This window comes from Paenibacillus sp. IITD108 (assembly GCF_036541265.1).
Classification (GTDB): Bacteria; Bacillota; Bacilli; order Paenibacillales; family Paenibacillaceae; genus Pristimantibacillus.
The window spans coordinates 1-25,988 of record NZ_JAZHCT010000009.1 but is presented as its reverse complement, the minus strand read 5'-3'; the positions used below and the strand labels follow the sequence as shown (position 1 = coordinate 25,988).

The following is a 25,988-nucleotide window of genomic DNA, read 5'->3' as shown; positions in this document are numbered from 1 at the left end:
GAGGCTTAACTATGAAAACGATCACATTTATGAAAAAGGGCATGCCAGCTCTTGGGCTGAAGGATGCTGAACGTATTTTGGATGTTGATGCTGCCTGGAATATTTACGGCGGCGCTGCTCCCCGTACTGATATGGAATTAATAGCTGGAGGTACTGCGGCAATGGCCGAGCTGGAAGCCTTAGCAGCCAAAGCTCAGTCCAATCCAGAATTATGGCTGAAGGAAGAAGACATCGTATGGGGACCGAGTGTAACCCGTCCGAACAAAATCATTTGCATCGGCTTGAACTATAGAAAACATGCCGATGAGACAAATGCTCCTTATCCAACTTATCCGATTTTATTTAATAAATTCAATAATACACTTACAGGCCATCAGCAAAACGTGGCGATCCCCCGCGTGACAGATAAGCTGGATTATGAAGCTGAGCTTGTCATAGTTATAGGCAAGGAAGCTAAATATGTATCTAATGCAGATGCGCTGGGCTATGTTTACGGGTACACGATGGTTAATGATTTGTCTGCAAGGGATTTGCAGCTGCGCACTGCACAATGGCTGCTTGGCAAAACATGCGATGACTTTAGCCCGCTCGGTCCTTATCTTGTATCTGCCGATGAGGTAGGAGACCCTAATCAATTGGAAATTCGCGCGATTGTCAACGGTGAAGTAAGGCAAAATTCAAACACGTCGGATATGATCTTTAATTGCGCTGAGATTGTAAGCTATATTTCACAGCATATGACTTTGACGCCTGGCGATATTATTTTGACAGGTACGCCTGAAGGCGTTGTGCTTGGCTTGCCAGAGGATAAGCAGGTTTATCTGAAGCCTGGCGATGTCGTCACGATAGAAATTGAAAAGCTCGGACAACTGACGAATCATTTTGTTGAGGAAAAAGACGAGCGATCAGAATGGAGAAGGTGAATCATATCACAGAGAAGGAAAAGCCGAAATATTGGGTACCGGCGATCGAGAAGGCGCATTTGGTTATGAATTTGGTTTGCTCATCTCCGCGAAAGTATCGGCTAATGGATTTGGTTCATGAGACTGGAATTAATAAAAGCTCCATGTTTTCGCTTTTGCAGACGATGGAGGCTTTAAATTGGATTGTATTGGAACCTGATGGCACTTACTCTAATGGTTCAGTTATTGCCCAGTGGGCAGCTTCTTTCTACAGGCATAATGATTTGATAAGCGAATTCAGAAAAGAAGCTTCCCTGTACGCTGAGGAGCTTGGCGAAACGATTCAATTGGCTCGATTGGAGCATACGGATGTTGTATATTTGGCAAAAGAAGAATGCAGCTATTCCCGAGTACGCTTAGTAAGTGAGCCCGGCATGACTTATCCCGCTCATATAACTGCGCTAGGTAAGGTGATGCTGGCTGGATTAACGGATAAAGAGGTGCGGCTTCGCTATGCGGGTCAGGCTTTGGAGCAGCCAACGCCTAATAGTGTTAAAGACTCCGGGGAGCTATTCAAGCAGTTGGACGCGATTAGAAAGCAGGGCTGTGCATTTGATCTGCAGGAAGCGGTTATAGGCTTCTGTTGCGTGGCAGCTCCTATTACGAATAGCAGCGGGGAAGTCGTGGCTGCGGTAAGCTGCTCGATGCTGCAGCAAGTTTGGGAAGAGAAGAAAGACAGAGCTGCATTGCAAATAAAGACGCTGGCTCGCAAGCTCTCGCAAGCAGCACAGCAATAAATTAAGTTTGAAGTCCCTCTTGCGTAAAACATAACGCAGGAGGGACTTCTTGCTTTTTTAAGGGTGCTTCAGCAAAAACAAACGATATTGCAGCGGTGTAATGCCCATTGCCTTTTTGAATATTTCGCAGAAATAGGATACGTTGCCGAGCCCGATGTCCTGGGAAATTTGCTCGATGGAATGCTCGGTCGTTTCAAGCAGTCTGCGCGCCTTTTGTATTCGGAGAACAGTCATATATTCGCTTATGGTGCTGCCTGTCGCTTTTTTGAACAAGCGCGACAAATGATGCTTGGTGACATGAAGTTCATCTGCAATACGATCGAGCTCCAAAGGCTCATGCATATATTCTTCCAGCCAATGAATCACATGCTCGGCTTGATGATACTCTCTCTTCTGCAGTATACCAGAAGCGTCACCGAACAGATGCGTATGCCAATTGTTTTTGAGCAGCTGGAAAAGCTGTGTCAGAAACAAGAAGCCTTCTTCTTGAATTTCCGGAGCAGGTGACGGCGTTTTAATCCGTGATTGGTATTCTTTCATCAACTCGAGTACAAAGGGATTGCTTTGCATGTCATATATAACGGGCTGGGCAATTTCATGCTTCCATATTTGCAAAAAAAACTTTTGCAGTAGCGGCATATGCTGCAGACGATCGTAAAAAATAGACGGCTCTATTAAAAATTTTGAACGGATATAAGGGGTTTCTGTAGTAACATGAAGACGAATCCGGTGCAATTGATAGGGCTGAAAAATATACAGGCTGTTTGGACGGACTTCATATACTTTGCGATTGACTAGAATATCGCCTTGTCCTGCATATATATAGATCATTTCCAAGCCTTGATGCGAGTGATAGAAGTTGGGTAGCTCGGAATAGGCAGCATAATGGAACTTGAGATGAAAAGGTATTTTAGTTAAATCCATTTCATGAATGAGCTTCATTTGGCATCTCTTCCTCTGATCAATATAACCGTATTTTAGCACATCGTAGAGATACATTGATACGGATTCTTTTAGTATCCTTATAGTTATATAAGCTATAAGGAGAGATCAAAATATGCCTCATAACAATCAGATACCAGAAGTGCAGGTTTATACAAGCTGGACGCCCCCGCAATGGGCATTAATGGAAAGATTGCTTATAGATATTTTGAATCAAAGCGCGGTTGAGTTTGTAAAGCGTTATACGCGTGAGGACGGAACATTAATCTGGCGACAGGATTGGCCGGGCATGGATGGCTCCGACGACCCCTACGAAGCCTTTATGTATCTGTCCTTGTTATATACGCTTGGGGGCAGCGAAAAGGTAAAAGAGCTATCTCAATCGATGTGGGAAGCGCTTACGTGGCAGTGGACGCAATATGGTCAAATTGATCGTGAATTTGATGCTTATTATGATTGGATGCATCATGGTGAGGGTTATCTTTATATTTATTTTCTCGGATTAAGCAATCCGCATTCTTTAAAAAACAAACAGCGTGCTGTTCAATTCGCTCGTATGTATACGGGTGAAGATCCGCTCGCTCCAAACTATGATACAGAGAAAAAACTGATTCGCTCCCCTATTACAGGAAGCCGCGGGCCTAGATTCGAGATGACGGAAGAGGATTGGGTTACGCATAGAGGGGTGCTCGATGATTATTTGGCGCCTTTTGAAGATATAGACGGGGTTGATTTTGAAAGCGGCAAGTGCGCATGGTCTAATGATGCGATATATAAACAAATTATAGCCAAGATGAACAGCCGGATAGCTAAAGGCGATGTCCCGTTAAATTTAAACGCAACTGGACTGATTACTAATGCTTTTCTGTATACGGGCAATGAGAAGTATAAGCAATGGGTATTGGAGTATGTGGAAGCATGGATAGAGCGCACGGCTCGCAACGGCGGGCTAACCCCTGACAATATCGGCCTGTCGGGCGAGATAGGGGAATATAACGACGGCAAATGGTGGGGCGGATATTACGGCTGGCGCTGGCCGCATGGCTTCATGACGATAATTGAACCAATGGTTAACGCGGTTATGAATGCGTATTTGTTAACAGGGGATGCCAAGTGGCTTGATCTGGCGAGGGGACAGCTGGACTACAACTGGAAGCTCGGTAAAGAGCAGGATGGCGTTTGGGTAACGCCGAACAAGCATTTTGACAGCGGCTGGACCGATTATCGGACTCAGAACGCAGTGTATCCCATTCAGCTATGGATGGTATCGATGCAGGAAGAGGATTTGGAAAGAATTCAACGCATTACGATCCCCGATAGCCTGAAGGAGATTGATGTGCCCGTTGTATCAGGACGCAATCCGGTTACGAAGAAGGAAACGAAGCATTTTATAGGAAATACTATTCCTTGGTTTCTATTCATGCAAGGTGAATATCCGGATTATCCTAATCTAATCTTGGAGGCAAATCATCGGCTCATTGTACAGCAGCTGGAGAAGATGAGATCGGAAGCCGGCAATCCGGCCGGATGGGATTGGGAAGATATTAACGGCATTCATAAGTGGCAGGAGATGAATCCTGTTTATATGGAATCGCTCGTTCAATTGACTTTGGGCGCTCCTATGCATATTTCTCATGGGGGATTCCAACATGCTAGAATTCGGTACTTCGACGCGATCAATAAGAGGCCTGGATTGCCAGAATCTGTCGGCGCTTTAATCGATAAACTCACAGATCAGTCTGTCACAGTAACTTTGGTCAATCTCAGCCTGTTCGAGGACAGGGAAGTAATCTTGCAGGCGGGAAGCTTTGGCGAGCATGCTTTTGAATCCGTCGTGCTGTATGACGAGAATGGTGAGCAAATAGGAGCGGAGTCATTAGAAGGCAAATGGTTTAAGGTTCACTTGGGCAAAGGGGCAGGAGCAAGGCTCGTTTTCCAAATGAGCAGATATGTGAATAGGCCGTCCTATGATACTCCATGGACAGTGGCAGACGCTGCAAAACCTTTTTTGGCAGGAAGACAGCTTTAGAGAGGCAGGGACTAATGATGCAATATACGAAGCTGGGCAATACAGGAATACAAGTATCGAGGCTTGGTCTAGGCGGAGCCCCTTTCGGCGGCGGCTTCGGTGAGACGAATGATGACATCGTTCAAAATGTCGTTCACGCAGCGATTGACAGTGGCATTACGTTTATGGATACGGCTCCATTGTACGGTAATGGGGCAAGTGAATTAAGAATAGGGAAGGCACTGGCTGGCGGCAAGCGTCATCAGGTTGTGCTGGCAACTAAAGCTGTTATGCGCGGTGAAGCGTACAGCTATGAAAATACAATGCGTTCAGTAGAAGAGAGCCTAAAAAGATTGGGAACGGATTATATCGATCTAATACAGCTCCACGAAGTTGAAATGACAACGTTCGAGGAAGGAATGAACGGCACTGTAGCTGCTTTCCTCAAATTGAAGGAGCAGGGAAAGGTAAGGGCCATTGGCGTTAATGGCGGAAAAGTGGAGCAGTTATTCCCATTCATACGGACAGGGCAAATTGATACGGTCCAAATGTGGGGACGTTATACGCTGATCGATTGCTCGGCGAAGGAAGAGCTATTTCCATTGGCTCGTGAAAATAAGGTAGGGGTTATAAATGGCAGTGTGCTGGCAATGGGGATATTGGCGGATGCTCCGGCCAGTTTCCTGCTGCCGAAAAAGCAGCTGCTGGAAGAAGCCGAGAAGCGGAAGCAGCAGATCTCTTTTCTAAGGAAAACAGAACCGAAAGGCTTGATCGAGCCAGCTATGCGATTCAGCCTGAATTGTCCGGATATTGCCGTAACCTTGATGGGTACAACGTCCGTACAATCCTTGCTCAGAAATGTCGCATGCTGTGATGGGACAGGATTACCGGAAGAAGAACAAGCCAGAGTGTTTCAATTATTAGAAAACAAAAAGCCGTTATTTGAATACTAGGAGGAAAATACAATGCCAGGTATGTATGATCTGACCTTGAAGCAATTGAAGCTGGCACTGGAGCAGTCGGCACAGGAAGGGTATCAATTGTTTCCTGAAAGCAGGGATCTTAATAATTGGAATAAGCTGGCTCACAGCTCATTGATGTCAGAAGTGTGGAAAGATATTCGCGAGTACGGGGAAGAAACGGTTCATGCCCCCTTAAAGGAGCTTAAATTTTCGGAATTTATTATGTTCGGCACGGTCGGTGACCGCAAAGTTTTTGAAAGTAAATATTTTGAGAGAAGAAAGCGTTTATCTGTACTTACGGTTTTAGTACTAACGGAAGGAAGGGAACGCTGGGGAGAAGCGCTTGAAAATTTAATATGGGCCATTTGCGAGGAATCGACCTGGGTAATCCCGGCTCATGTTGGACTTTATGTGAATGAGTATCCAAGCGGTATTTGGGATAGGGAGCATGCGCCAAGAGAAACGATAGATTTGTTCTCCTCTATTACTGCCTTTGCTTTATCAGAGACGATTAGTCTCGTTGGCGACGCTCTGCATCCATGGGTAGTGGAGCGGGTTCACAAAGAGCTTGACCGCCGAATTATACAAGTCTACTTCTACGATCCTGTTCCGCAAAATTGGGAGCTGAAAACGAATAATTGGCCGGCCGTATGCTCGGCTGGCATTGGCGTAACTGCTATATATGAGGTGAAGGACAGCGAGCTTCTAGCCGGCATGCTATGGAGAGTAATTGAAGCGATGCGAAAGCATTTGAGCGGCTTTGACGAGGAAGGAGCAACTCCGGAAGGTGTAACCTATTGGCAGTTCGGCTTTGGTTTTTATGTCTACTTCTCTGAAATGTTAAGGGATCGCACGAATGGCCGAGTTAACTTGCTCGCAGGCGAACAGATCGGCCGTATAGCCACATTCCCAAATGCATGTATGCTTAGCGGTGGAAAAGTGGTCAACTTTTCTGATTCCGTTGAAGATATTCCTATTAACATCGGGCTTCTTAGCAGGCTGAAGGAGCATTTTCCTGACGTAGCCATTCCAAAGATGAAGCCAGAGTTCAATGATTTGTTTGATCACTGGGCACATTTTGCACGAATATTGCTATGGACCTCGGAGGCAGTGTCTGAGGATGTGCCTGCACAAGCTATTGACGACAAGTTCTTCCAGGGACACCAATGGGTCATATCGAAGACATGGACGCCCAAAGGGCTGTACGCTTTTGCAGCCAAAGGAGGACATAATGCCGAGCCTCATAATCATAATGATCTAGGGCATTTCATCGTCCATATGAACGGGAAAACGATGCTTGCGGATTTGGGCTCAGGCTTTTATACGAAGGAATATTTCCAGCCAGTCACGCGCTATGAGATGATAACGGCCGGCTCTCACGGACATTCCGTTCCGATTGTAGACGGCTTCCGGCAAGGCTTTGGGGAAAATTACAGAACAGAGGTCATCCAGTATGCATCAACAGAAGCGGCTGTTGAATTCAAGCTGGATCTGACTAACGCTTATGATTGCACGCATTTGAACGAACTGACAAGAGCGTATAATTGGCAGCGGGTTGATTGTGATAAGGGGCACTTCCGTTTAACGATTACTGACCAGGCTCAATTTTCAAAAAAACCAAAATCATTCGTAGAGGTTCTAGTATCGTCAATCAAGCCTGAATTGATCGAGGCAGGCCGCATCAAGCTGGATGAGGCTGTCATTAGCTATGACGCACAGAGGTTCTCCTTTGATGTTGACACACATCAGGTAAAGTATCTATATGAGGATAAGCATACGATTTATCGTATTCTTCTGTCGAGCATCGAGCCGGAGCAGAGCTTGAATTTTAGTATAAGCATTGACTTTTAGTAAGAGTAGCCATGAGAGTACTGATTAATTGCTCACAACATTAGTGGGGCAAAGAATGGGCAAGCGGATGAGCAAGATTGGAACTGGAGAAACGGTAGTGGCCGCCTTTGTATTACAATTTTATCCATAATAGGATTACAAAATCGAAAAAATTGGAATACAACAGCGGTCGTAAGTCCAATCTTGATCGTAGCGCGACCTCTCACCATAGTTGGATAATATAACTAGGAAGTGATGAAGCTGCAGAATGAGACATTAAATCGATGGGCTGATGAGATTTGGGATAAAATTGTCAATAAGGTCAGCCAGACAAGCCAAAGAATTGGCGTCAGCTTTCCTTATGCTTCGGTTAACGGGACTTATACAGATGAAGACGCAGATTGGTGGACAAACGGCTTTTGGCCGGGATTGTTATGGCTTATTTATCAGCATAACGGCAATGAAAGGCTTAAGTCGATCGCCGCAGCATGCGAAGAGAAATTAGATGAGCCTTTGCATGCATTTACTGGGCTGCATCATGATGTAGGCTTTATGTGGACGCCGACAGCCATTGCACATTACAAATTATTAGGCAACGAAGCCTCCAAGCGAAGAGCTTTAACCGCAGCCAGCCACTTGGCAGGAAGATATAATGCAAAAGGAAAATTCATTCGTGCCTGGAACCAGGAAGAGCGTGTTGGCTGGGCTATCATCGACTGCATGATGAATTTGCCTCTTCTTTACTGGGCTAGTGAAATAACAGGCGATCCAAGATTTCACCATATCGCGGTCGAACATGCGAATACGACCTTGCGTGAATTTATTCGCCCGGACGGATCGGTTCGGCATATTGTACACTTTGATCCAGAGACGGGAGAAAGAATCAGTGTGATCAGCGGGCAGGGCTATTCGGAGGATTCCGCCTGGGCAAGAGGAACGAGCTGGGCAATTTATGGCTTTACGCTCAGCTACCGGTATACGAAGGATATTCGTTATTTGGCAGCGGCCAAGCAAACAGCAGCATACTTCCTGTCACAACTGCAGCCTGGTCAAGCGCCGTCCTGGGATTTTAGAGCACCGGCAGACTCGAAGGCCATTCAGGATTCCAGCGCAGCGGCATGTACAGCCAGCGGTTTGCTTGAGCTTGCCAAGCATGTGACAGAAGAGGAAGCTGTGTTCTACGAACAGAAGGCCATTGAAATACTGCAGCTGCTAGACCAATATTACGGGACATGGGATGATTCAAACGAGGAAGGCCTGATCAGAAGAGCTACTGCAAATTATCCTAAAAAGCATTTTGTCGAAGTTCCTATTATTTATGGAGACTACTACTTCGCCGAGGCGATTAGTAAATTGCGCGGCAACGAATTGAGTTACTGGTAACGAGAGGTCAGGAGGGAAGCTTATGTACTTGGATAGTCATGTTCATTTTTGGAAGCTGGATCGGGGGAATTATAGCTGGATCTCTCCTGAAAACAAAATGCTATTCCAAGATCGGCTTCCTTCGCAATTGGAGCCTGTTTTGGAAGCATGTGGTGTTACGGGGGTAATTCTTGTTGAAGCGGCCTCGACGGCAGACGAAATCGATTACATGCTCAATCTGGCAGCGGAGTATCGTTGGATCAAAGGTGTAGTGGGCGGGCTTGATTTGACACAAGAGTCATTTGAGGAAAACTATAGGAGGCTGCGCTCCAAGGAGAAATTCGTAGGCATACGCGTGAATGGTTCCAGATTCGAACAGACGGATGAGCGGACACATAAGCTGCTGCTCGATCATCTTGCTCTTCTCCAGAAGGATCAATTTTCCATCGATCTATTAGCCAGAGCTCATCAGCTGCCTTCCATTATCCCTTACTTAAGCGCTGTCCCCCAGTTAAAAGCGGTCATTAATCATCTTGGCGTACCTCCTGTGAAAGAACAGTTGATGGAAACTTGGATGAACGATATGCGCTCCATAGAAGCTCTGCCGCAAACGATGGTGAAGCTGTCAGGTATGATTACGCAAGCAGGAGGATATAAGCCCGAACTGCTTAAGCCGTATGTGCAGTATTTGACACGTACATTCAAATCCGGAAGATTGTTGTTTGGAAGTGATTGGCCGGTTGCACTGCAAGGCGGCACATATGATGAAGTGATCCGGCTGTTTGAACAGCTGCTGCCGGCGGAATGGGGCGAGGCGGAGCGCCACGCGGTGCGCTGCAGCAATGGGTATCGGTTTTATGGCATCGGGCAAGAGGAGGCTGCGGCGAGTGAATAGGTGGATGTATCGGGCACAAGTAAAACCTGGAAAACAGCAGCTGCTGCAGGAGGCTCTCAGAGACGTGCAGGAGAGCTGGAAGGAAGCTCTTGTCAAAAAAGGGGCGGAGACTTGCAGCATTTTCGCCTTTGAGCACTCGCTGTTTATTTATGTAGAGGCTGCTTTTGACAGCAAGGATTGGAGTTGGCCTGAGGAAGTTCACCAATGGCTGGAGCCGTGGCCAGATTTGGCTGAGGAGCACACCTATCAAGTGTTTATGCCGAATGTGTTTTACGATGGAACAGTATCAGAAGCGCAAATCTGCCGACAGCAGCGGGAGAGCATAGAACGAATAGGCTCGATTGCTGTCTTGAAGCCGGATATGGTGAGCAGTTACGTATTTTATCATTATCAGATGCAGGAAGAAATGCCGGGAAGCTTTAACCAATCTTATTGTATCGGGCTTCATGGAGCGCTTTTATTTTCGTACTATGAGCTTCCTGCGATAAAGGGAGCAAGCCGCGTCGGCAAGCTGGCGACTAATCATACGCCATCGAATTGGCATGACGTAATGGCCGGGCATTTCACGACAGGGCAGGGTGCAGAAAAATCGGTATGGACTAAACTAGATATATGGTTTGCCTACTAAATAAGCATTTAGAAGGGGAGTTTTACGAATGAGCGCAACCTTTAATCTTTATGTAGACCCGAGCGGCGACGATCGTAATTCAGGAACAGCAAACGCACCGTTGGCAACGCTTTCGGGGGCGCGCGATGCTATTCGTGCTATTAAACATGCCAGTGGCATGCCTAAAGGCGGAATTACCGTTTATATTCGTGAAGGCTTATATAGGCATGAGGAGTCATTTGTGCTGGAAGAACAAGATTCCGGGACACCAGAAGCACCAATCGTCTACACAGCTGCCGAAGGAGAAGAGGTTAGAATAAGCGGCGGAATTCCATTGTCAGCAGAGCATTTTCTACCGGTCACAGAGGAAGCGGTTAGAGCCAGATTGCAGGCAGATGTACGTGACCGTGTACTGCAAATCGACTTGAAGGCATTAGGGCTGAATGAATTTGGCCAAATCTCCAAAAGCGGTTTTGGGTTTCCGGCAGTTGCAGCCAATCCGGAGCTGTTTTTTAATGGCTCTACGATGACGCTTGCCCGCTATCCGAATGAAGGCTATGTCAAAATAGAAAAGGTCATCGATCCGGGAGGCAATCCGCGTGAATATGACGGTGACAAAGTAAAAATCGCGGAGGAGCTGACTAAAGCTGCGACATTCCGGTTCAAGGATGACAGGCCTTTGCATTGGATCAATACTGGAGATATATGGATGTACGGTTATTGGCAATGGGACTGGGCAGATGGCAATCTGCGAATAGCTTCTATTGATGCCTCCAGCCATTCACTGACGACAGAAGGCGCGAGTTATTACAGTATGCGTGCCGACCAACGCTATTATTATTACAACATTTTAGAAGAATTGGATACGCCGGGAGAATGGTACTTGGATCGGCAGAAGGGGATATTATATTTTTATCCGCCCGGTCCGCTGGAAACAGCTGAAGCAGAGCTTTCTCTCCTCGTAGCGCCGCTTGTTTTATTGCGAAATACTAGCCATGTTACTTTTAGCCATTTGACCTTTGAAGTGTCTCGCGGAGCAGGCATACAAATCATTGGAGGATCGGATAATATCGTTGCAGGATGTACGTTGCGCCGATTGGGCAGCATGGCCGTCATTATTGGCGAAGAAAGCAGCGGAAATGCAGATTCTGCCACGAAGGAACGCGAGGAAAGGTATATTCGCGGAGGCAGGCGAAATGGCGTCGTTCACTGTAAAATCTACGATACAGGTACAGGCGGGATTTTACTGTCCGGCGGTGACAGAATAACGCTCGAGGCTGGCGGCAATTACGCGCGCTGCAATGATATTTCACGTTATAGCCGCCTAAAACTAACGTATAGCGCTGCGGTCGAATTAATGGGTGTCGGTCATATAGCGGCCAATAATTATATTCATCATGCGCCGCATGTTGGCATTCTGTTGTATGGCAATGATCATACCGTAGAGTACAACGAGGTTTACAAGGTACTTATGGAAACCGGGGACGCTGGAGCGATCTATATCGGGCGCGACTGGACAGAACAAGGAAATACGATCCGCTATAATTTTATTCATCATATTCATAACGACGTGTCACAGGCTCATATGGGTATTTATTTGGATGATATGGCTTCAGGTGTAGAGATGTACGGAAATGTGCTGTACGATGTTGATTTGGCTGTTTTGATAGGCGGCGGGCGCAGCAACATATTGCGCAACAATTTAATATTAAATTGTGCTCGTTCCGTGCAGCTGGATGCGCGTTCTATGCCGGGAGAATGGGCAGCCAATCATTCGCTGGAAGGGCAAGTGATGCACCGCAGACTGCTTTCCATGCCCATTCATGCTGAGCCATGGCGCAGCAAGTACCCTGCCTTATTAACGCTTTGGGAAGATATGCCGTCATGCCCGAAATACAATGTGGTCGAACGAAATGTAATTTACAAGACTGGCGTAACTAGCAACGTAGATGGCGATACTGTCTCTGATCATGAAGATACGATGCTGATACACAAATATGCTAGACAATACGGCGTTGTTGAACAAAATTGGGTGACGAGCGAGGAGTTGTCTTTTGTTGATGCCAATGAACAAAACTTCGCTTTGAAGCCGGACTCTCCTGTGTTCCGTCATATTCCAGGCTTTGAGAACATCCCATTTGCAAAGATAGGATTAAAGAATGAGTGAAATGCCGGCAATCGGAATGCAGGATAGAAGCTTTATCCTGTGTTCCTTTCCCCTTATTCGTTCAATGAACAAAGAATAGGAGGCATTGCTAATGGTTACAAGATGGAGAAGCAGCTATTATATTCGTCTGGTCATTTCATATACGGTGCTGGCGCTTGTTTTAATCGGCTTTACGGGAGGATATTTACTTAACAACGCAAACGATATGGTCATGAATGAAGTAGCAAAGGATACAAATTATTCTTTGCAAAAGGTAAAGAGTGTAGTAGAAGAAAATTATTTGCAATCTTATGAAGGTGTTTTTAATAATCAAGTGTTTTCACTAGTCAGTCCGCGAAGTGAAGATGTAATTAATTATTTGATTGATGCAACTGCACAAGGGAATTCAAGCAAAATTGTCAGTTTTATAATGAATTTAAGCCTCATTAAGGAAATGACGAAAGGTATTGAAGGAATTACTGTTTACTTTAAGCATGGGCATTATGTCGTCGACGATCAAAGATACTATGAGGGTCCCGCAAACTCGTCTGACTTTGCATTTATCCAAACGCTTGGTTCCGTCCCCGTTCAATCCTGGTTCATTCGCGAAAAACCCGGTATAGATACAAGTGTGCTGACCTATGTGTACGCGCTGCCTAGCAGAAATAATCTAACAAGCATTGCAGGATATTTGTATTTAGATATTGATATTGGATACTTGACTCAAACGATGGAATTGGCACTCAACTCCCCTCAAACCCAGTTATATGTATTCGATGAACACGGAACCCCGATTGTTGGAAATGAGCATTATAATGAGGAAATGACTATCGTCAAAAATGCCGTTAATGATATGCTCAGCAATGAACCGGCACATGGAAATATTACGACACGAATCAATGATAATGTTATATCTGTGCTATCCAGCAATGAATCTGCCCATACCTGGACGTATGCTGTCGTTCGGCCGATGGAGTCGTTTCTTTTATCCGCCAATAAAATGAAGCATCAAGTGTGGGCGGCATGCATGGCTGCGCTGCTGGTTGGCATTTTAATCGCCTTCTTACTGTCTCGTCATTTCTATATGCCTCTCAAAAAATTACTCTACTCCATACGGGATTTATACAATGGGCCGGCTCAAGTGACCGAAGGTACCGAGTATAATGCGATTCATCATATGCTGAAGTTTATCGATTTAAATTTATTGAAGATGAAAGACGAAGTGCGCATAAGACAGCTAGCCGGCCTGGTGACTGGGCAGCAAACGGCTGCCAGTTTTGATCAGATGCCTGCTATTCCTCTGGAGTGCAGCTATGTTGCTGCTTATATAGTAACTGAGCCGGAGGGAGGGGAAGCACTTTGCTATTTCATAAAAGAACGCACAAGCCTCGCATCAGAGGTTATCAAACTTAGCGCTGCAGAGTGGGTGCTCTTAGGATTCATCTATGAGGATATAAATGACACAATAGCTTCTTTAAAAGCAGAGCTTTATGCCTTGCATGCGATTTCGGATATTCCGTTTGCAGCAGGTATTGGATCAATAGCGGATTCCATCGATGATATCCATCGTACTTACGAAGATGCCAAGCATGCTTACAGATATACATTTCTGCAGGGACGTACAGCTATTGTTTTGTACGAGGAAGTATCTGTTGACAAGAAGCCGATATTATCTGTCGAGCTGTCCTATCCTATTTTGCAAAATAAAATGTTAGCAGGCAATGCAAGCGAAGTAGAGCAATGGTTCAATCATTCCAAAGCAGAGCTGAGTTCTCAGAATATAAGCATTGATGCCATTGAGCTTGCTTGTTTGCGTCTAGGTACAATTATTTCGCAGATTGCCAATGAACAGAAGCTTGGCGGCATGTTTTCAGCTCTGAATATCCACGATCAAATGAAGCATTGCACCCTGGATGAAATGGTGCTTGTTCTGAAAGAGCAGGCGATCAGCATTGCTGAGTATATGAATGAAAGCCGAAACGATAACCATGCTGAAAAAATGAATGAATTAAAGCAATTCATGAAGGAGCATTTAGCCGAGGATTTGTCACTCGAAAGTTTAGCGGCCCGTGTCCATTTGTCGTCCAATTATGTTTCCACCTTGTTTGGCACCATAACGGGAGAATCCTTCTCAGAATATTTGAACAGGGTACGGCTAGAATGTGCCGCTGATATGCTTGTAGACCAGATAAAATTAACGGTAGCAGAAGTTGCTGTTTCCGTAGGGTATAGAAATTCGCAATACTTTTGTACACGCTTCAAAGCAAAGTATGGAATTACCCCGTTGCAATATCGCAACTTGGAAAGATCCAAGCAAGTTGTATTGGAATCTTAAACTATAAAAAAGGGGCTGTCCCAAAAGTAGGTTTGCTCGCTAGATGAGATAGCTCGCTACACAAAAAAACTTAAAAATAATGGAATGGCGATGCAAAGGGAGATCATCCCTGCATCGCCATTCCTGGTTTTTGGTCCATAGCTGCCTTCTTGAGTAAATTATGGGCGAGCGAAAGCCACCCGACCTCAAGGCTAACCTTCGGCAGGCCTCGAAGCAGAAAACGCCGAAATCCCCGGTTGGTGAAACCTGCGATCCATTACTGGAGCCCGGTTGACTTACTTCGTCGCAGAGTATACTGAGCAATGATGAAATTCTAAGGGTTGCCACAAACGCTATTCGTGCAAAAATGATGGTTTAAATTTTCTAACGGTTGCTATTGCGCTTAATACCCCAAAAAGCATTGATTTTGCTCGAGAAAAGGCACAATAGCGCTCATGACAACCATTACATTTTCAAATGAGCTAGAATAATCGAAATAGCCTCTATGGCAACCGTTAGGCAATTATGGCATCTGCGAAAGTTGAGTTATAAAAAATTCGAATGATAACAGATTATTATAGATTCAAGGGAATCGAGTAATGGGAAGAGGCCTTGAGAATCCCTTTGTTTATAAGCTTTCTTGGGCATCGGAAGATATTGCAATGCATTAGAAGGATTTGAAATAGACCGATACGCCGCTTCTCGCTTATTGTTGGGAAGAGGATAAACACCGAAAGGAAGAATTGATATGCAGACAGATCTTAGCGCTTCTTCAGCTGTGCATGGCAAGAAAGGAAAACGTTCTTCCAATAAAGAGCCTTTTTCTTGGAGCCGAAACTGGAAACGATATAAACGTTATAAGTATTTATTGCTCATGCTCGCTCCAGCGCTTATATGGTATTTGATTTTTCATTATGGCCCGCTATATGGCATACAGCTTGCGTTTAAAGATTTCAATATTACAAAAGGAATTATGGACAGTCCATGGGCCGGCTTAAAACACTTTGAAGCCATGGTAAACGGAGCTCAAGATTTTCATTTAATTCTTCGCAATACGATCGTAATTAGCTTGTATCATCTGTTGTTTGGCTTTCCTGCTCCTATCATTTTGGCAATTTTATTGAATGAGCTAAGGCTTAAACTTTTTAAAAAAATTGCGCAAACGCTTACATATTTACCGCACTTTCTATCCTGGGTAGTTGTAGCCAGTTTTATGTTTACAGTGCTTTCCCCGTCCAGCGGCATTGTGAATGCAATCATTAGCTGGTTCGGTTTTGATCCGATTTACTTTCTGGGAAAAGCAGAATATTTTCGCTTCACCTTGATTTCTACATCAATTTGGAAGGAAGTAGGCTGGGGAGCGATTATTTATCTGGCTGCCATAGCGGGTATTGATCCGGGCATGTACGAGGCTGCTGTCATGGATGGAGCCGGGCGATTTAAGCAGTTTATGTATATTACTTTGCCGTCGCTCCTGCCAGTTATTACAATCATGCTAATTTTGAGAATAGGCAATGTGCTGGATGCCGGATTCGACCAAGTGCTTAATATGTACTCGCCGGCAACGTATAGTGTAGGCGATATACTGGATACTTACGTTTACCGGATAGGACTCGAACAGATGCAATTTAGCTTTGCAACAGCTGTGGGACTCTCGAAAAATATCGTTGCTCTCATTCTTGTATTGTTTACGAATTATTTAGTGAAGCGCGGGGGGCAGGAGGGGCTCATATGAAAATGACACGATCTGAAAAAACATTCCAAGTCTTTTTGGTTTTATTTTTAAGCCTATTATGCGTCAGCATGCTGTATCCTTTTCTGCATCAGCTGACAATATCACTCAGTGACGGTGCAGCCAGGCTGGGCATCAGCTTAATCCCTCAAGGCTTTACATTTAACGCATATGTGATGCTGTTTCAAACGAGTGAGATTTGGACGGCATTCGGAAATTCTGTGTTCCGGACGGTTATAGGGACATTAGCGATGATGCTGGTCATGTCTTCAGCTGCCTATGCGTTGTCCAAAAAAGGGCTTCCGCACCGCCAATTTTTCACTACGCTCATTATTGTAACGATGTTTTTCAGCGGCGGCTTGCTGCCGAGCTATATGCTCATTAAAAGCTTAGGTTTGTTTGATACGCATTTAGTGTTTATTCTACCAGGCTTGGTCAATACTTTTTGGCTTATTATTATGAGAAATTTTTTTATGCAGCTGTCGGAGGAAATCGAGGAATCGGCCAAAATGGACGGAGCTAACGATATTCGCATTTTTTGGCAAATCGTTATTCCCGTATCCATGCCTATTATAGCTACGATGATACTTTTTTGTACGGTGCATCATTGGAACGCTTGGTTCGATGCGCTGATGTACACAAGGGATCAAGCTTTGCTTGTACTGCAGATGTATTTGCGCCGTTTAATTATTAATCAGGATGAGTCGATGATTAATGCGGTATTGGTTACAACCAATGCGCCGCCTTCCGAATCACTGAAGGCAGCTGCGCTAATATTTACGACAGCGCCAATTTTGGTTGTATATCCATTTTTGCAAAAGCACTTTGCCCAGGGCATTTTGGTAGGGTCCGTAAAAGGGTAAGGAGGCATTTATTTTTAATTAAGCTGTTGTTCATCCAACAGGTTAATATATTAAAATCATATTTAAGGGGAGGCTTACACATGAAAGGAAATGTATTGAAAACGCTTGTGTTAGCGATGGCATTAATCTTAGTGCTGTCTGCTTGCGGCGGTGAAAACAGCGGTACGAAAAATGGCAATAATGGTTCAACATCACCAACCACGACACCATCGTCAGGAGGATCGGAGACGAATAAGGAGCCAGAAAGCCCAATTGAAATATCGTGGTTAAATTTTTATTTGCCTGGGAAGGATACGGCAACTCAGAAGTACGTTGAAGAATTGTTTAATGTAAAGATTACACCGCTTGGTTATGACCGCTCGAATTGGCAGCAGCAAATTAACATTATGCTTGCATCTGGTGTCAGACCGGATTATATCGGCAATACGGATCTCACCTTTGCTGATTTCCTTAGCTATGTTAAGCAAGGGTTAATAGGAGAGCTTCCGGTAGAAAAAATACGTGAGTATGCGCCTAACTACTCAGCAATGGTAGATAAATATGACCCGACCGCTTGGAATGTAGCTGTTGTCGATGGTAAGAATTATGGAATTCCTAGAATATACGGAGAAGGCGGTTCGCCATTTTTGCCAGCTTACAATAAAGAATGGTTGAAAAATATAGGCTATGATGCGCCTCCAACTACATTAGAAGAACTGGAGGATGTATTAACGAAGTTCCGTAATAATGATCCGGATCAAAACGGCAAGAAGGATACGTACGGTATGTCAGTTCGCGGTAAAGATACTTTAGGCTCTAATCAAATATTCAATACGGTTTTTGCGGCGCATGGCATTAGAAGCAGCGGCTGGCACGTAAAAGAAGATAATACAGTGGAGCATGTCCTCGTCAGTGAGCAAGCTCGTGCAGTTTATAAGCTTTTAAATAAATGGTATAAGGCTGGACTTATTGATCCAGAATTTATTACGGATGACGCCAATAGCTACCGGGCTAAATTTGTAAATGGCAAGACAGGCATGATGGATCAGATGATGTGGTATCACTATCATACAGAAGGCGCGGTTGGTGCAGATGCCGTTAAAACAGGGCTAGAATTTGCTGTAGGCGCTCCAGTTATTGGGCCTGCCGGACAAATGAATGGTATTGTTCAAGGCTATAAGCAAAATCCTTATGCAATTGGTGCAGATGCAGTAAAAGATGAGGCAAAGGTAAAGAAGATTCTAGAAATGGTGGATCGCATTGCCACGGATAAGGATGTTTATATGAAAGTGTCGTTCGGCGAAGAGGGAGTTCATTACGATGTCGTTAACGGCGGCGCAGTTAGAAAAGCTGAATTTTCCGACATAGCCAAATCGGTTTCAACCGTCGGCACAACCTTCTTTAAAGCTGCGGATAATCCAGATATGCTGGTGTACGAGTATTCAGCAGAAAAGCAAGCCTATAAAGAAGAGCTCAACAAATCGGAAATTAATATTTTATATGATATTATGCAGCTTGTAGATCTTCCTAGCTGGACAGAAAATCGCGATGCTATCGATAAAGTGTTAAAGGAGTTTCAGCTGAAATTTGTTGCAGGCGAGGTTGATCTGGATGCCGGCTTTGACAGCTATGTAGCAGAATTGAACAAGATCGGGCTTGCAAAAGCTACTGAGGAAGCGAATGCTGCTTATGCCAGAAACAATAAATAGACCCGGCTTATAACAGTATAAATAGGAAGTGCCCCTCGTCATCGTTCAAGATGATTGGGGGCACTTTGTCTTTCCAATAATTAAGAATGTCTTCATAATTATGATGAATAGATATTAAGATTTTCCATTTACAATTAATATAGTGAAAGATGGCTGCTGGAATGGAGGGAAAACGTGGAACAATTTTTTGTATTAGTTGCCGATGACGACAAGGAAATACGGGACGTTATTGAAATTTACTTAAAAAATGAAGGGGTTACCGTGTTAAAAGCTAAGGACGGAATGGAGGCTTTGGAAATAATAAATAAACATCAAATTCATCTCATTATTTTGGACATTATGATGCCCAAAATGGACGGGATATCGGCTACATATAAAATTCGTGAGAAGAAAAATATTCCGATCATTATTTTGAGTGCGAAAAGCGAGGACTCGGATAAAATATTAGGTCTCCATATGGGGGCGGATGACTATGTCACAAAACCGTTCAATCCTATGGAGCTTGTTGCCCGTGTGAAATCTCAGTTGAGAAGGTACGTCACTTTAGGCACTTATGAAGGTATTAAAAAAGTGATTGATCTAAACGGGCTTACTCTAGACAAATTAACAAAGGAAGTGACGGTCCATGGAGACCCGGTGAAGCTTACCCCAATCGAATACAAAATTGTTGAATTACTTATGACCAACGCAGGCCGGGTGTTCTCGATTAATGAAATCTATGAACGAGTATGGAGGGAGCCTTGCTATAACGCGGAAAATACGGTTGCTGTACATATAAGAAAAATTCGAGAGAAAATTGAAATTGATCCGAAAAATCCAAGATACTTAAAGGTGGTATGGGGAGTTGGGTACAAAATGGAAAAGTAGCGTTATTATAAGTATTTGGGTATTTTTATTTACTTTTGGCCTAAGCGGAATTTTATCTATTTTCACCGTTGGCAGCAGTTATGTTCATCCGAACTATTTCCACACTCAGGAGTTTCGCTTCAAGCTTGATCAATTTGCGGAGTATTTAAACAAGTTTGAGCTGAACGATATTACATTGGAGCAAGCAAAAGAGGCAATAACGGTTACTGAGAATGATATCAATGAGTATCGAAACCGATATGTAAGCCTTACTGATCGAATTGTCGACTTAAAAGCTGAATATGAATATGTTATTCAGAATGCATTGGAAACGGGTAATCAAGAGGCAGCGGATGTTTATATTGCGGAAAGAGATAAAAAGATAGAGGATATTACAAACGGGTTCAAAAGTGATGAGTACATTAAAGAAAAGGTATTAGAAGAAAAAGAACGGATGGTCGGCGAGTTCTTCCAGGAGCGGGAATTTTACCGTCTGGAGTATATGAGATATAAAGAAGCCTTTCAGTACTATTTTAAAAATCATGTGACAGGTAAAGTCTTTACGAATTTGAAAAACGCAGAAGATGAACTCGGAAATGATGGGATAAATGCTAAAGAAATGTTATTCGTTAAAAGTTATTTTATATCAGGAGAATATTTGGGGTATTATAGCTTTCCAGGAGCTTATGAGCTCGCTAAGTCATTTATTCCATTTGAAGGACAGATTGGGGTATCCAAATCTCTACCCTTATCAAACCCAGTTATGATTGAATACGAACGCTATAAGCAAAAACAAATCTTATTAATTGTGTATATAATTGCAAGCATAGGCGCTTTTATTCTTTGCTTCTATCTCAAAATAGCTAAGGTCATTCCTGCTGGATTTGAATCATGGAGGTTCCATTATACTAAGCTTCCTATTGACTTAAGAATCATTATTTTTGCCGCGACAGGAATTTTGGCTGTCAACGTTCTATTTTTTATTAATGAACAGATTTTTTATGACATCAAAAATGTTATAGTTTATAGCTGGGATATTTTTAGCTGTATAGTAATGGGATCGATTGTTTGGTGCTTGACGCTTATCCAAGGAAAGTTTCTTGTTACAGAATTAAAGGACAGGAAAAACTTTAAAGAGGCGTGGGGAAAAGCGCTTCTTAATAAAGCTGGACAGGGCTTGTGGGTGCTCTCTAAAAAAATAAAGCTTAGCCTGAAGGATGCTTTTTTGAATAAGAGCATAGGCATACAGTTATTTATTGTTTTGGCGGCAGTATTTGGTTTAGGAGCAGCAGCGAACATGATTGTTTGGGAATCCGCTTATCTTCTTATCTATGTAATGCTTCTTGTGTTTGTAGGTTTGCCAATTATCATAATACTAATAAAAAGCTTGGGGTATTTTAACCAAGTGTTGATAAGAACTAACGAATTGGCTGTTGGCAATCTGGGAGAGGATCTGCCTGTGACAGGGAAATCTGTTTTGGCCATGCTTGCTGGAAACATTAACCTATTAAAGCAAGGGGTAAAAACATCGCAGACCGAACAGGCCAAGAGCGAACGGCTTAAAACAGAACTAATAACTAATGTAAGCCATGACCTGCGGACACCGCTAACTTCCATCATTACGTATACCGATTTATTGAAAAAGGAAGGGGTATCCGACGAAGACAAGATAGCCTATCTTGAAATCATTGATAGTAAATCGAAACGCTTAAAGATGTTAATTGATGATTTATTTGAAATATCAAAAATGGCCAGCGGCAATATAGAATTGATGCCAGAAAAGGTTGATCTTATCCAGCTTTTGCAGCAGGCGCTTGCCGAGCATGATAACGCGGTAAAAGACTCCAGTTTGCAATTTCGAATTAAGTATGCCGAACAGCCTGTTTACGCGCTTGTCGATGGTAATAAGCTATGGCGTGTCTTTGATAACTTAATTGAAAATATACTTAAGTATTCACTAGAAAATTCCCGTGTATATATAACGGTATCTTCGAACGGCAATCAGGCGATGATTACGTTTAAAAATGTATCCAAATTTGAGCTTAGTGAAAATATAGACGAGCTATTTGAAAGGTTCAAGCGCGGAGATACATCACGTCAAACCGAAGGCTCTGGACTCGGGCTGGCGATTGCTAAATCAATCGTGGATCTTCATGATGGCAGTCTTGTTATCGAAACGGAAGGCGATTTATTTAAAGTAAGCATTTCGCTTAAATTAGTGAACTAACTGACCGCTGGATGGGGCTAGTTTTCGGTAAAGCGCAAGATTCAAGGTTGATTCAGCCTAGAATGCTGCGCTTTTTTCTATCCAATTAGGCATTGTATACCTGGTATTGATTTTTTCCGCGCTCTTTGGAGGCGTAAAGAGCCTCGTCCGCATGCTTGATTAAGGTTTCTGCGTCTTCGCCATGGGCAGGAGAAAATGCAATGCCGATGCTGACTGTTACAGGTATATCTGAAAGTCCTGTTTTAGTAACTGTAAGGGCTTTGATAGAGTCGATAAGCTGCTCAGCTATCTGGATCGCATCCTTGGATCCTGGCTCTGGCAGGATGATAATAAACTCATCACCGCCAAGCCGTGCGGGTATATCGTCCTTACGGGCCGTTTTATGAATGCTTTCAGCCACACGTTTCAACAGCTGGTCGCCGGTGTCGTGACCCAGCTTGTCATTAACTCCTTTGAAGTTATCAACATCCATCATAAGGAGTGCTGTCGTTGTTTGTTGCGAAGCGAGTGTTCGAATCATTGCTTCATCGAAAGCGGCTCTGTTTTTCAAACCAGTCAGGCTATCATGAAAGGCAAGATGCATGGGTCTGGCTACCGCTTTTGAAATGAATAACGATAAAATGATCGTAATACATAGTACGGTTGCAAGCTGGAGAATGAAGGTTTTGCGATTGGCGCTCAGCAAGCTCTGCAGCTCTTTGTCATTGTAAATAACTTGAAGCACTTTTCGTTCTGTTGTCGTTCCCGTATCATATTTTGATTTATAATAAATATAGCGGTAATAAACTTTTTCACCCTCCCATAGCCCTTGTATTTCTGTCGTTTCCTGAGTGTTAAGGGTATGCTTGAAAGCACTGCGATGCCCTTCAGGCAATATAAGCGAATCAGCAGAATAGCCTAATGCATTTCCAGCCGGATTCAAAATGCGAATATGGGAGATCAACGGATCTCTTAATGTAAGATTTTCAATCGTTGTGAAAAAATTAAATTGTTGAAAAATATCGTCATTCTGCAAATCATAGCCAAGCTGGATCAAATAATTTTTGTCTGAAGTGCCTTGATAACTGTATTTTTTTACGGCCCCGGTTTGTTGTTCGATATCCATGCCGTCATGATAGAATTGTCCCGTATTTCTCCTGTCATCCAATGTTTTTGCAAGACCTTTGCAGCAGGAATTGAAATCAAGTCCAATATCGGACTTCATGCTGCTATGTGTAATGACGTTATTTTTATTTATAATGTAGATATCGTATTCGTATTTCTGCTTCAGCTCATTAAAGCTCCATTGATTGAAATCGGGCTGTTGCTCGTAGTGCTGTATTAATCTAGCGCTTACATCCCGCATCGAGGCAGCCTTATGCTCGCCAAACAGGTAATAAGCTTTTTCAATTGTATCGATAGATGTCAAAACTATTTCTTCACTTTTCTTCATTTGCGTTTGCTGGTTATCAATTGTTTGATTTTTAAGTCTGTTATGATCCATCGCAGCTAATATGAACGAAATGCTCATGGCGAAAGCGATCATTGTAAGCATAAGCTTTACTCTGAAGCGGGATTCCATCTGCTGCACCTCTCTATAGAATGAATCTAGTTCTAATTAAGCAGTACCCATAGTTCTTCACTACTATAGTATAATCTATAATTGCAATAAAAGAGTCATAAAGAGAGTTACATGACTCATCCTAGCATAAAAATATAAGCACTGTATAAGCATAAAGCTCATACGGTGCTTATATTAAAAAAAGCGACCAGGATTGCTCCTGGATCGCCTTTTTTTATAATTTTTACTTGAACAAACGATCTGTGTTTTTCTTAAGTGTGTCAAGCGTTGCTGGAATATCGTTGCTGTCATACATAATCGCCTGAATCGCAGCGAAGAACTCTTGCTCAACAGAACTCCATGCTACAGATTTGTTTGTGTCAATCGCGTATTGCAATTGCTCAAAAGCTGTTTTGCGGATGGGTTCTTTTGCCCATAGATCCTGGATTGCTTTGGAATCCGTCATCGACTTCGTAAATGGAAGATAGCCAGTATCAATAACGAATTGCTGTGCGCCTTGCTCATTCGTCATCACCCAGTTAATGAATTCCCATGCTTCATCTTTATTTTGAGCATTGTTGAGTAGTACTATGTTGGCACCGCCAGTTGGGATAGCGTGAACCTGTTCTTTTGGCAAGAAAGCTGTTACATATTCGAAATCGACAGTAGACAGGAAGCCGCCGATTGTTCCAGTGGATTCATATAGCATGCCTACTTTGCCTTCTCTAAACATGGAACCTACAATGCTTCCGGAATCTGTTGCGGGCGGGTAGAACAGGCCGCCATTGGACTGCATCTTTTTGAGATGCTCGAAAATTTTTACGCCGACACCGTTGTCGATAAAGCCAAGGCCGTTGCCTTCTTCATTAAAGAATCTGCCGCCAGCCTGTGTGATGAATGCCAGGAAGTACCAATGGTCGTACGGCATCGAAAGGCCATAACGCTTGTACTCACTGCCTTCTTTAATCGCCAATTTGGAAGCGACATCCGCCATCTCTTCCCAAGTTGTCGGGATGGCAAGGCCTAGCTCATCGAGCATCGTTTTGTTGACATGAAGAATTGGGGTAGAGCGGTTAAGCGGCATTGATACCAGCTTGTCATCGAAGTAGGAGTGACCCATTAGGCCTTCGCTGAAATCGTTAAGATCTAGATTCGTTTTTTCAACATATGGCTTCAGATCTTCCAGCACGTCTGAATCCGAGAACATTTGAACGTAAGCACGCTCAATCATCGCAATTTCAGGAGCGGACTTGGCTGCAATCGCTTGCTGCAGCTTGGTAACTGTTTCGCCATAACCGCCTTGGAAAGTGCCGACAACTTCGATTTTGTCTTGAGAATCATTAAAGTGCTTAATCATTTCGTCGATGCGTTCGCCATTTTTGCCGCCAAGCGCATGCCAGAAGTGAACCTGTTTCTTCCCTTTACTGCCGCCATTGTCAGCCGTGTTGGACGGTGCTTGTGGATCTGATGGGTTGTTTCCGCCTGTGGAAGACTGGCCGCACGCAGCCAGCATGCTCGCAACCAGCGTCAGCGTAATAAGGATTGCAGAAAACTTTTTCATACGTTTTAACCCTCCATTTTTATAAATTCTGGAATGTATAAGTAATAATTACTTAATACCTGAGTAAACAAACGCTTTTACGATTTGCTTGGAGCTGAACAAGTACACGAGCAGGATGGGCAGTACGAGCACCACGTTGCCTGCCATAATAATATGCCAGTTGCTAATGCCCTCTGTCTCGCGCAGCATGGATATACCAATGGTCAGCGGTCTAACTGCTGCAGAATCCGTCATCACGAGCGGCCAGAAGTAATCGTTCCAGTGGCTGACGAAGCTGAACAAGCCTACAGTAGCTAGAGCCGGCAAGGACATAGGCAGCATGATGCGAGTCATAATGCTAAGCTCGGATGCGTTATCCAAGCGGGCCGCTTCCACAATTTCGTCTTGAATTTGCATAAAGTACTGGCGAAGCAGGAAGATGCCAAAGGCATTGGACATGAACGGAATAATCTGCGGCAATAAGGTTTTCATAATGCCCCAATCCGACATCATCAGATAAACCGGGATAAAGGTCACCTGGCCAGGGATCATAAAGGCAAGCAAGACGAGACTGAATAGAAGGCCGCTGCCCCAAAACTTGTACTTGGCAAACGCATAAGCGGCCGGAATCATCACAATCATCTGAATAACGATGATACTCAGCGTAATGACGACCGAGTTTTTAAAATAGGTCAGAAACGGCCCTGCCTGCATCGCATCGACGTAGTTAATAAACTGCGGCACCGATGGGATAATCGTAGGCGGAAAAGATAGTGTTTCCCGAAAG

19 protein-coding genes are annotated in these 25,988 nt (G+C 43.9%); 15 read left to right on the top strand and 4 right to left on the bottom strand.

From position 1 onward, the window contains the following. Window positions 1–11 precede the first annotated feature (11 nt). On the top strand, window positions 12–923 hold the full coding sequence (locus tag V1L65_RS10095; RefSeq protein WP_331699019.1) for a fumarylacetoacetate hydrolase family protein: 912 nt from the start codon (window positions 12–14) through the stop codon (window positions 921–923). Beyond that, on the top strand, window positions 911–1,699 hold the full coding sequence (locus V1L65_RS10090; protein ID WP_331699018.1) for an IclR family transcriptional regulator: 789 nt from the start codon (window positions 911–913) through the stop codon (window positions 1,697–1,699). The genes V1L65_RS10095 and V1L65_RS10090 overlap by 13 nt, the downstream gene beginning before the upstream one ends. Window positions 1,700–1,756: 57 nt before the next feature. On the opposite strand, the gene V1L65_RS10085 is transcribed toward V1L65_RS10090, so the two are convergent. After that, window positions 1,757–2,641, bottom strand: a complete 885-nt coding sequence (locus tag V1L65_RS10085; RefSeq protein ID WP_331699017.1) for an AraC family transcriptional regulator — start codon at window positions 2,639–2,641, stop codon at window positions 1,757–1,759. A gap of 115 nt (window positions 2,642–2,756) precedes the next feature. Between V1L65_RS10085 and V1L65_RS10080 the strand changes: the two genes are divergently transcribed. The 13 genes from V1L65_RS10080 to V1L65_RS10020 all read left to right on the top strand — a co-directional run bounded on the left by V1L65_RS10080 (window position 2,757) and on the right by V1L65_RS10020 (window position 22,121). After that, window positions 2,757–4,670: a hypothetical protein gene (locus V1L65_RS10080; RefSeq protein WP_331699016.1), complete on the top strand. Its 1,914-nt coding sequence runs from the start codon at window positions 2,757–2,759 to the stop codon at window positions 4,668–4,670. Between the two features lie 14 nt (window positions 4,671–4,684). After that, window positions 4,685–5,602, top strand: coding sequence for an aldo/keto reductase (locus V1L65_RS10075; RefSeq protein ID WP_331699015.1), 918 nt, complete (start codon window positions 4,685–4,687; stop codon window positions 5,600–5,602). A gap of 12 nt (window positions 5,603–5,614) precedes the next feature. Next, window positions 5,615–7,462 (top strand): hypothetical protein, encoded by a 1,848-nt coding sequence (locus V1L65_RS10070; RefSeq protein WP_331699014.1) that lies wholly within the window; start codon window positions 5,615–5,617, stop codon window positions 7,460–7,462. 234 nt (window positions 7,463–7,696) lie between these two features. Then, complete coding sequence (locus V1L65_RS10065; RefSeq protein ID WP_331699013.1) at window positions 7,697–8,824, top strand: glycoside hydrolase family 88 protein; 1,128 nt, start codon at window positions 7,697–7,699, stop codon at window positions 8,822–8,824. Window positions 8,825–8,846: 22 nt separating this feature from the next. Then, window positions 8,847–9,698, top strand: coding sequence for an amidohydrolase family protein (locus V1L65_RS10060; RefSeq protein ID WP_331699012.1), 852 nt, complete (start codon window positions 8,847–8,849; stop codon window positions 9,696–9,698). Further along, a complete protein-coding gene (locus tag V1L65_RS10055) occupies window positions 9,691–10,326 on the top strand; it encodes a hypothetical protein (RefSeq protein WP_331699011.1) in 636 nt (211 codons plus the stop codon). The genes V1L65_RS10060 and V1L65_RS10055 overlap by 8 nt, the downstream gene beginning before the upstream one ends. Window positions 10,327–10,354: 28 nt before the next feature. Continuing rightward, complete coding sequence (locus V1L65_RS10050) at window positions 10,355–12,472, top strand: right-handed parallel beta-helix repeat-containing protein (RefSeq protein ID WP_331699010.1); 2,118 nt, start codon at window positions 10,355–10,357, stop codon at window positions 12,470–12,472. A gap of 91 nt (window positions 12,473–12,563) precedes the next feature. After that, window positions 12,564–14,786, top strand: coding sequence for an AraC family transcriptional regulator (locus tag V1L65_RS10045; RefSeq protein WP_331699009.1), 2,223 nt, complete (start codon window positions 12,564–12,566; stop codon window positions 14,784–14,786). Window positions 14,787–15,513: 727 nt separating this feature from the next. Beyond that, on the top strand, window positions 15,514–16,500 hold the full coding sequence (locus V1L65_RS10040) for an ABC transporter permease (RefSeq protein WP_331699008.1): 987 nt from the start codon (window positions 15,514–15,516) through the stop codon (window positions 16,498–16,500). After that, window positions 16,497–17,360: a carbohydrate ABC transporter permease gene (locus tag V1L65_RS10035; protein ID WP_331699007.1), complete on the top strand. Its 864-nt coding sequence runs from the start codon at window positions 16,497–16,499 to the stop codon at window positions 17,358–17,360. Before V1L65_RS10040 ends, V1L65_RS10035 begins: the two co-directional genes overlap by 4 nt. A gap of 80 nt (window positions 17,361–17,440) precedes the next feature. After that, window positions 17,441–19,048 (top strand): hypothetical protein, encoded by a 1,608-nt coding sequence (locus tag V1L65_RS10030; RefSeq protein ID WP_331699006.1) that lies wholly within the window; start codon window positions 17,441–17,443, stop codon window positions 19,046–19,048. Window positions 19,049–19,222: 174 nt separating this feature from the next. Continuing rightward, window positions 19,223–19,915 carry a response regulator transcription factor gene (locus V1L65_RS10025; protein ID WP_331699005.1) on the top strand — a complete coding sequence of 231 codons (693 nt, stop codon included), beginning with the start codon at window positions 19,223–19,225 and terminating at the stop codon, window positions 19,913–19,915. Further along, window positions 19,893–22,121 (top strand): sensor histidine kinase, encoded by a 2,229-nt coding sequence (locus V1L65_RS10020; RefSeq protein WP_331699004.1) that lies wholly within the window; start codon window positions 19,893–19,895, stop codon window positions 22,119–22,121. The genes V1L65_RS10025 and V1L65_RS10020 overlap by 23 nt, the downstream gene beginning before the upstream one ends. An 85-nt stretch (window positions 22,122–22,206) precedes the next feature. Here the strand turns inward: V1L65_RS10020 and V1L65_RS10015 are convergent, their stop codons facing one another. From V1L65_RS10015 to V1L65_RS10005, 3 genes are all read right to left on the bottom strand, one after another. Beyond that, a complete protein-coding gene (locus V1L65_RS10015; protein WP_331699003.1) occupies window positions 22,207–23,655 on the bottom strand; it encodes a GGDEF domain-containing protein in 1,449 nt (482 codons plus the stop codon). Window positions 23,656–23,905: 250 nt separating this feature from the next. Next, window positions 23,906–25,222 (bottom strand): ABC transporter substrate-binding protein, encoded by a 1,317-nt coding sequence (locus V1L65_RS10010; RefSeq protein ID WP_331699002.1) that lies wholly within the window; start codon window positions 25,220–25,222, stop codon window positions 23,906–23,908. Window positions 25,223–25,270: 48 nt separating this feature from the next. Further along, on the bottom strand, window positions 25,271–25,988 hold a 718-nt coding region (locus V1L65_RS10005), incomplete at its 5' end, for a carbohydrate ABC transporter permease (protein ID WP_331699001.1).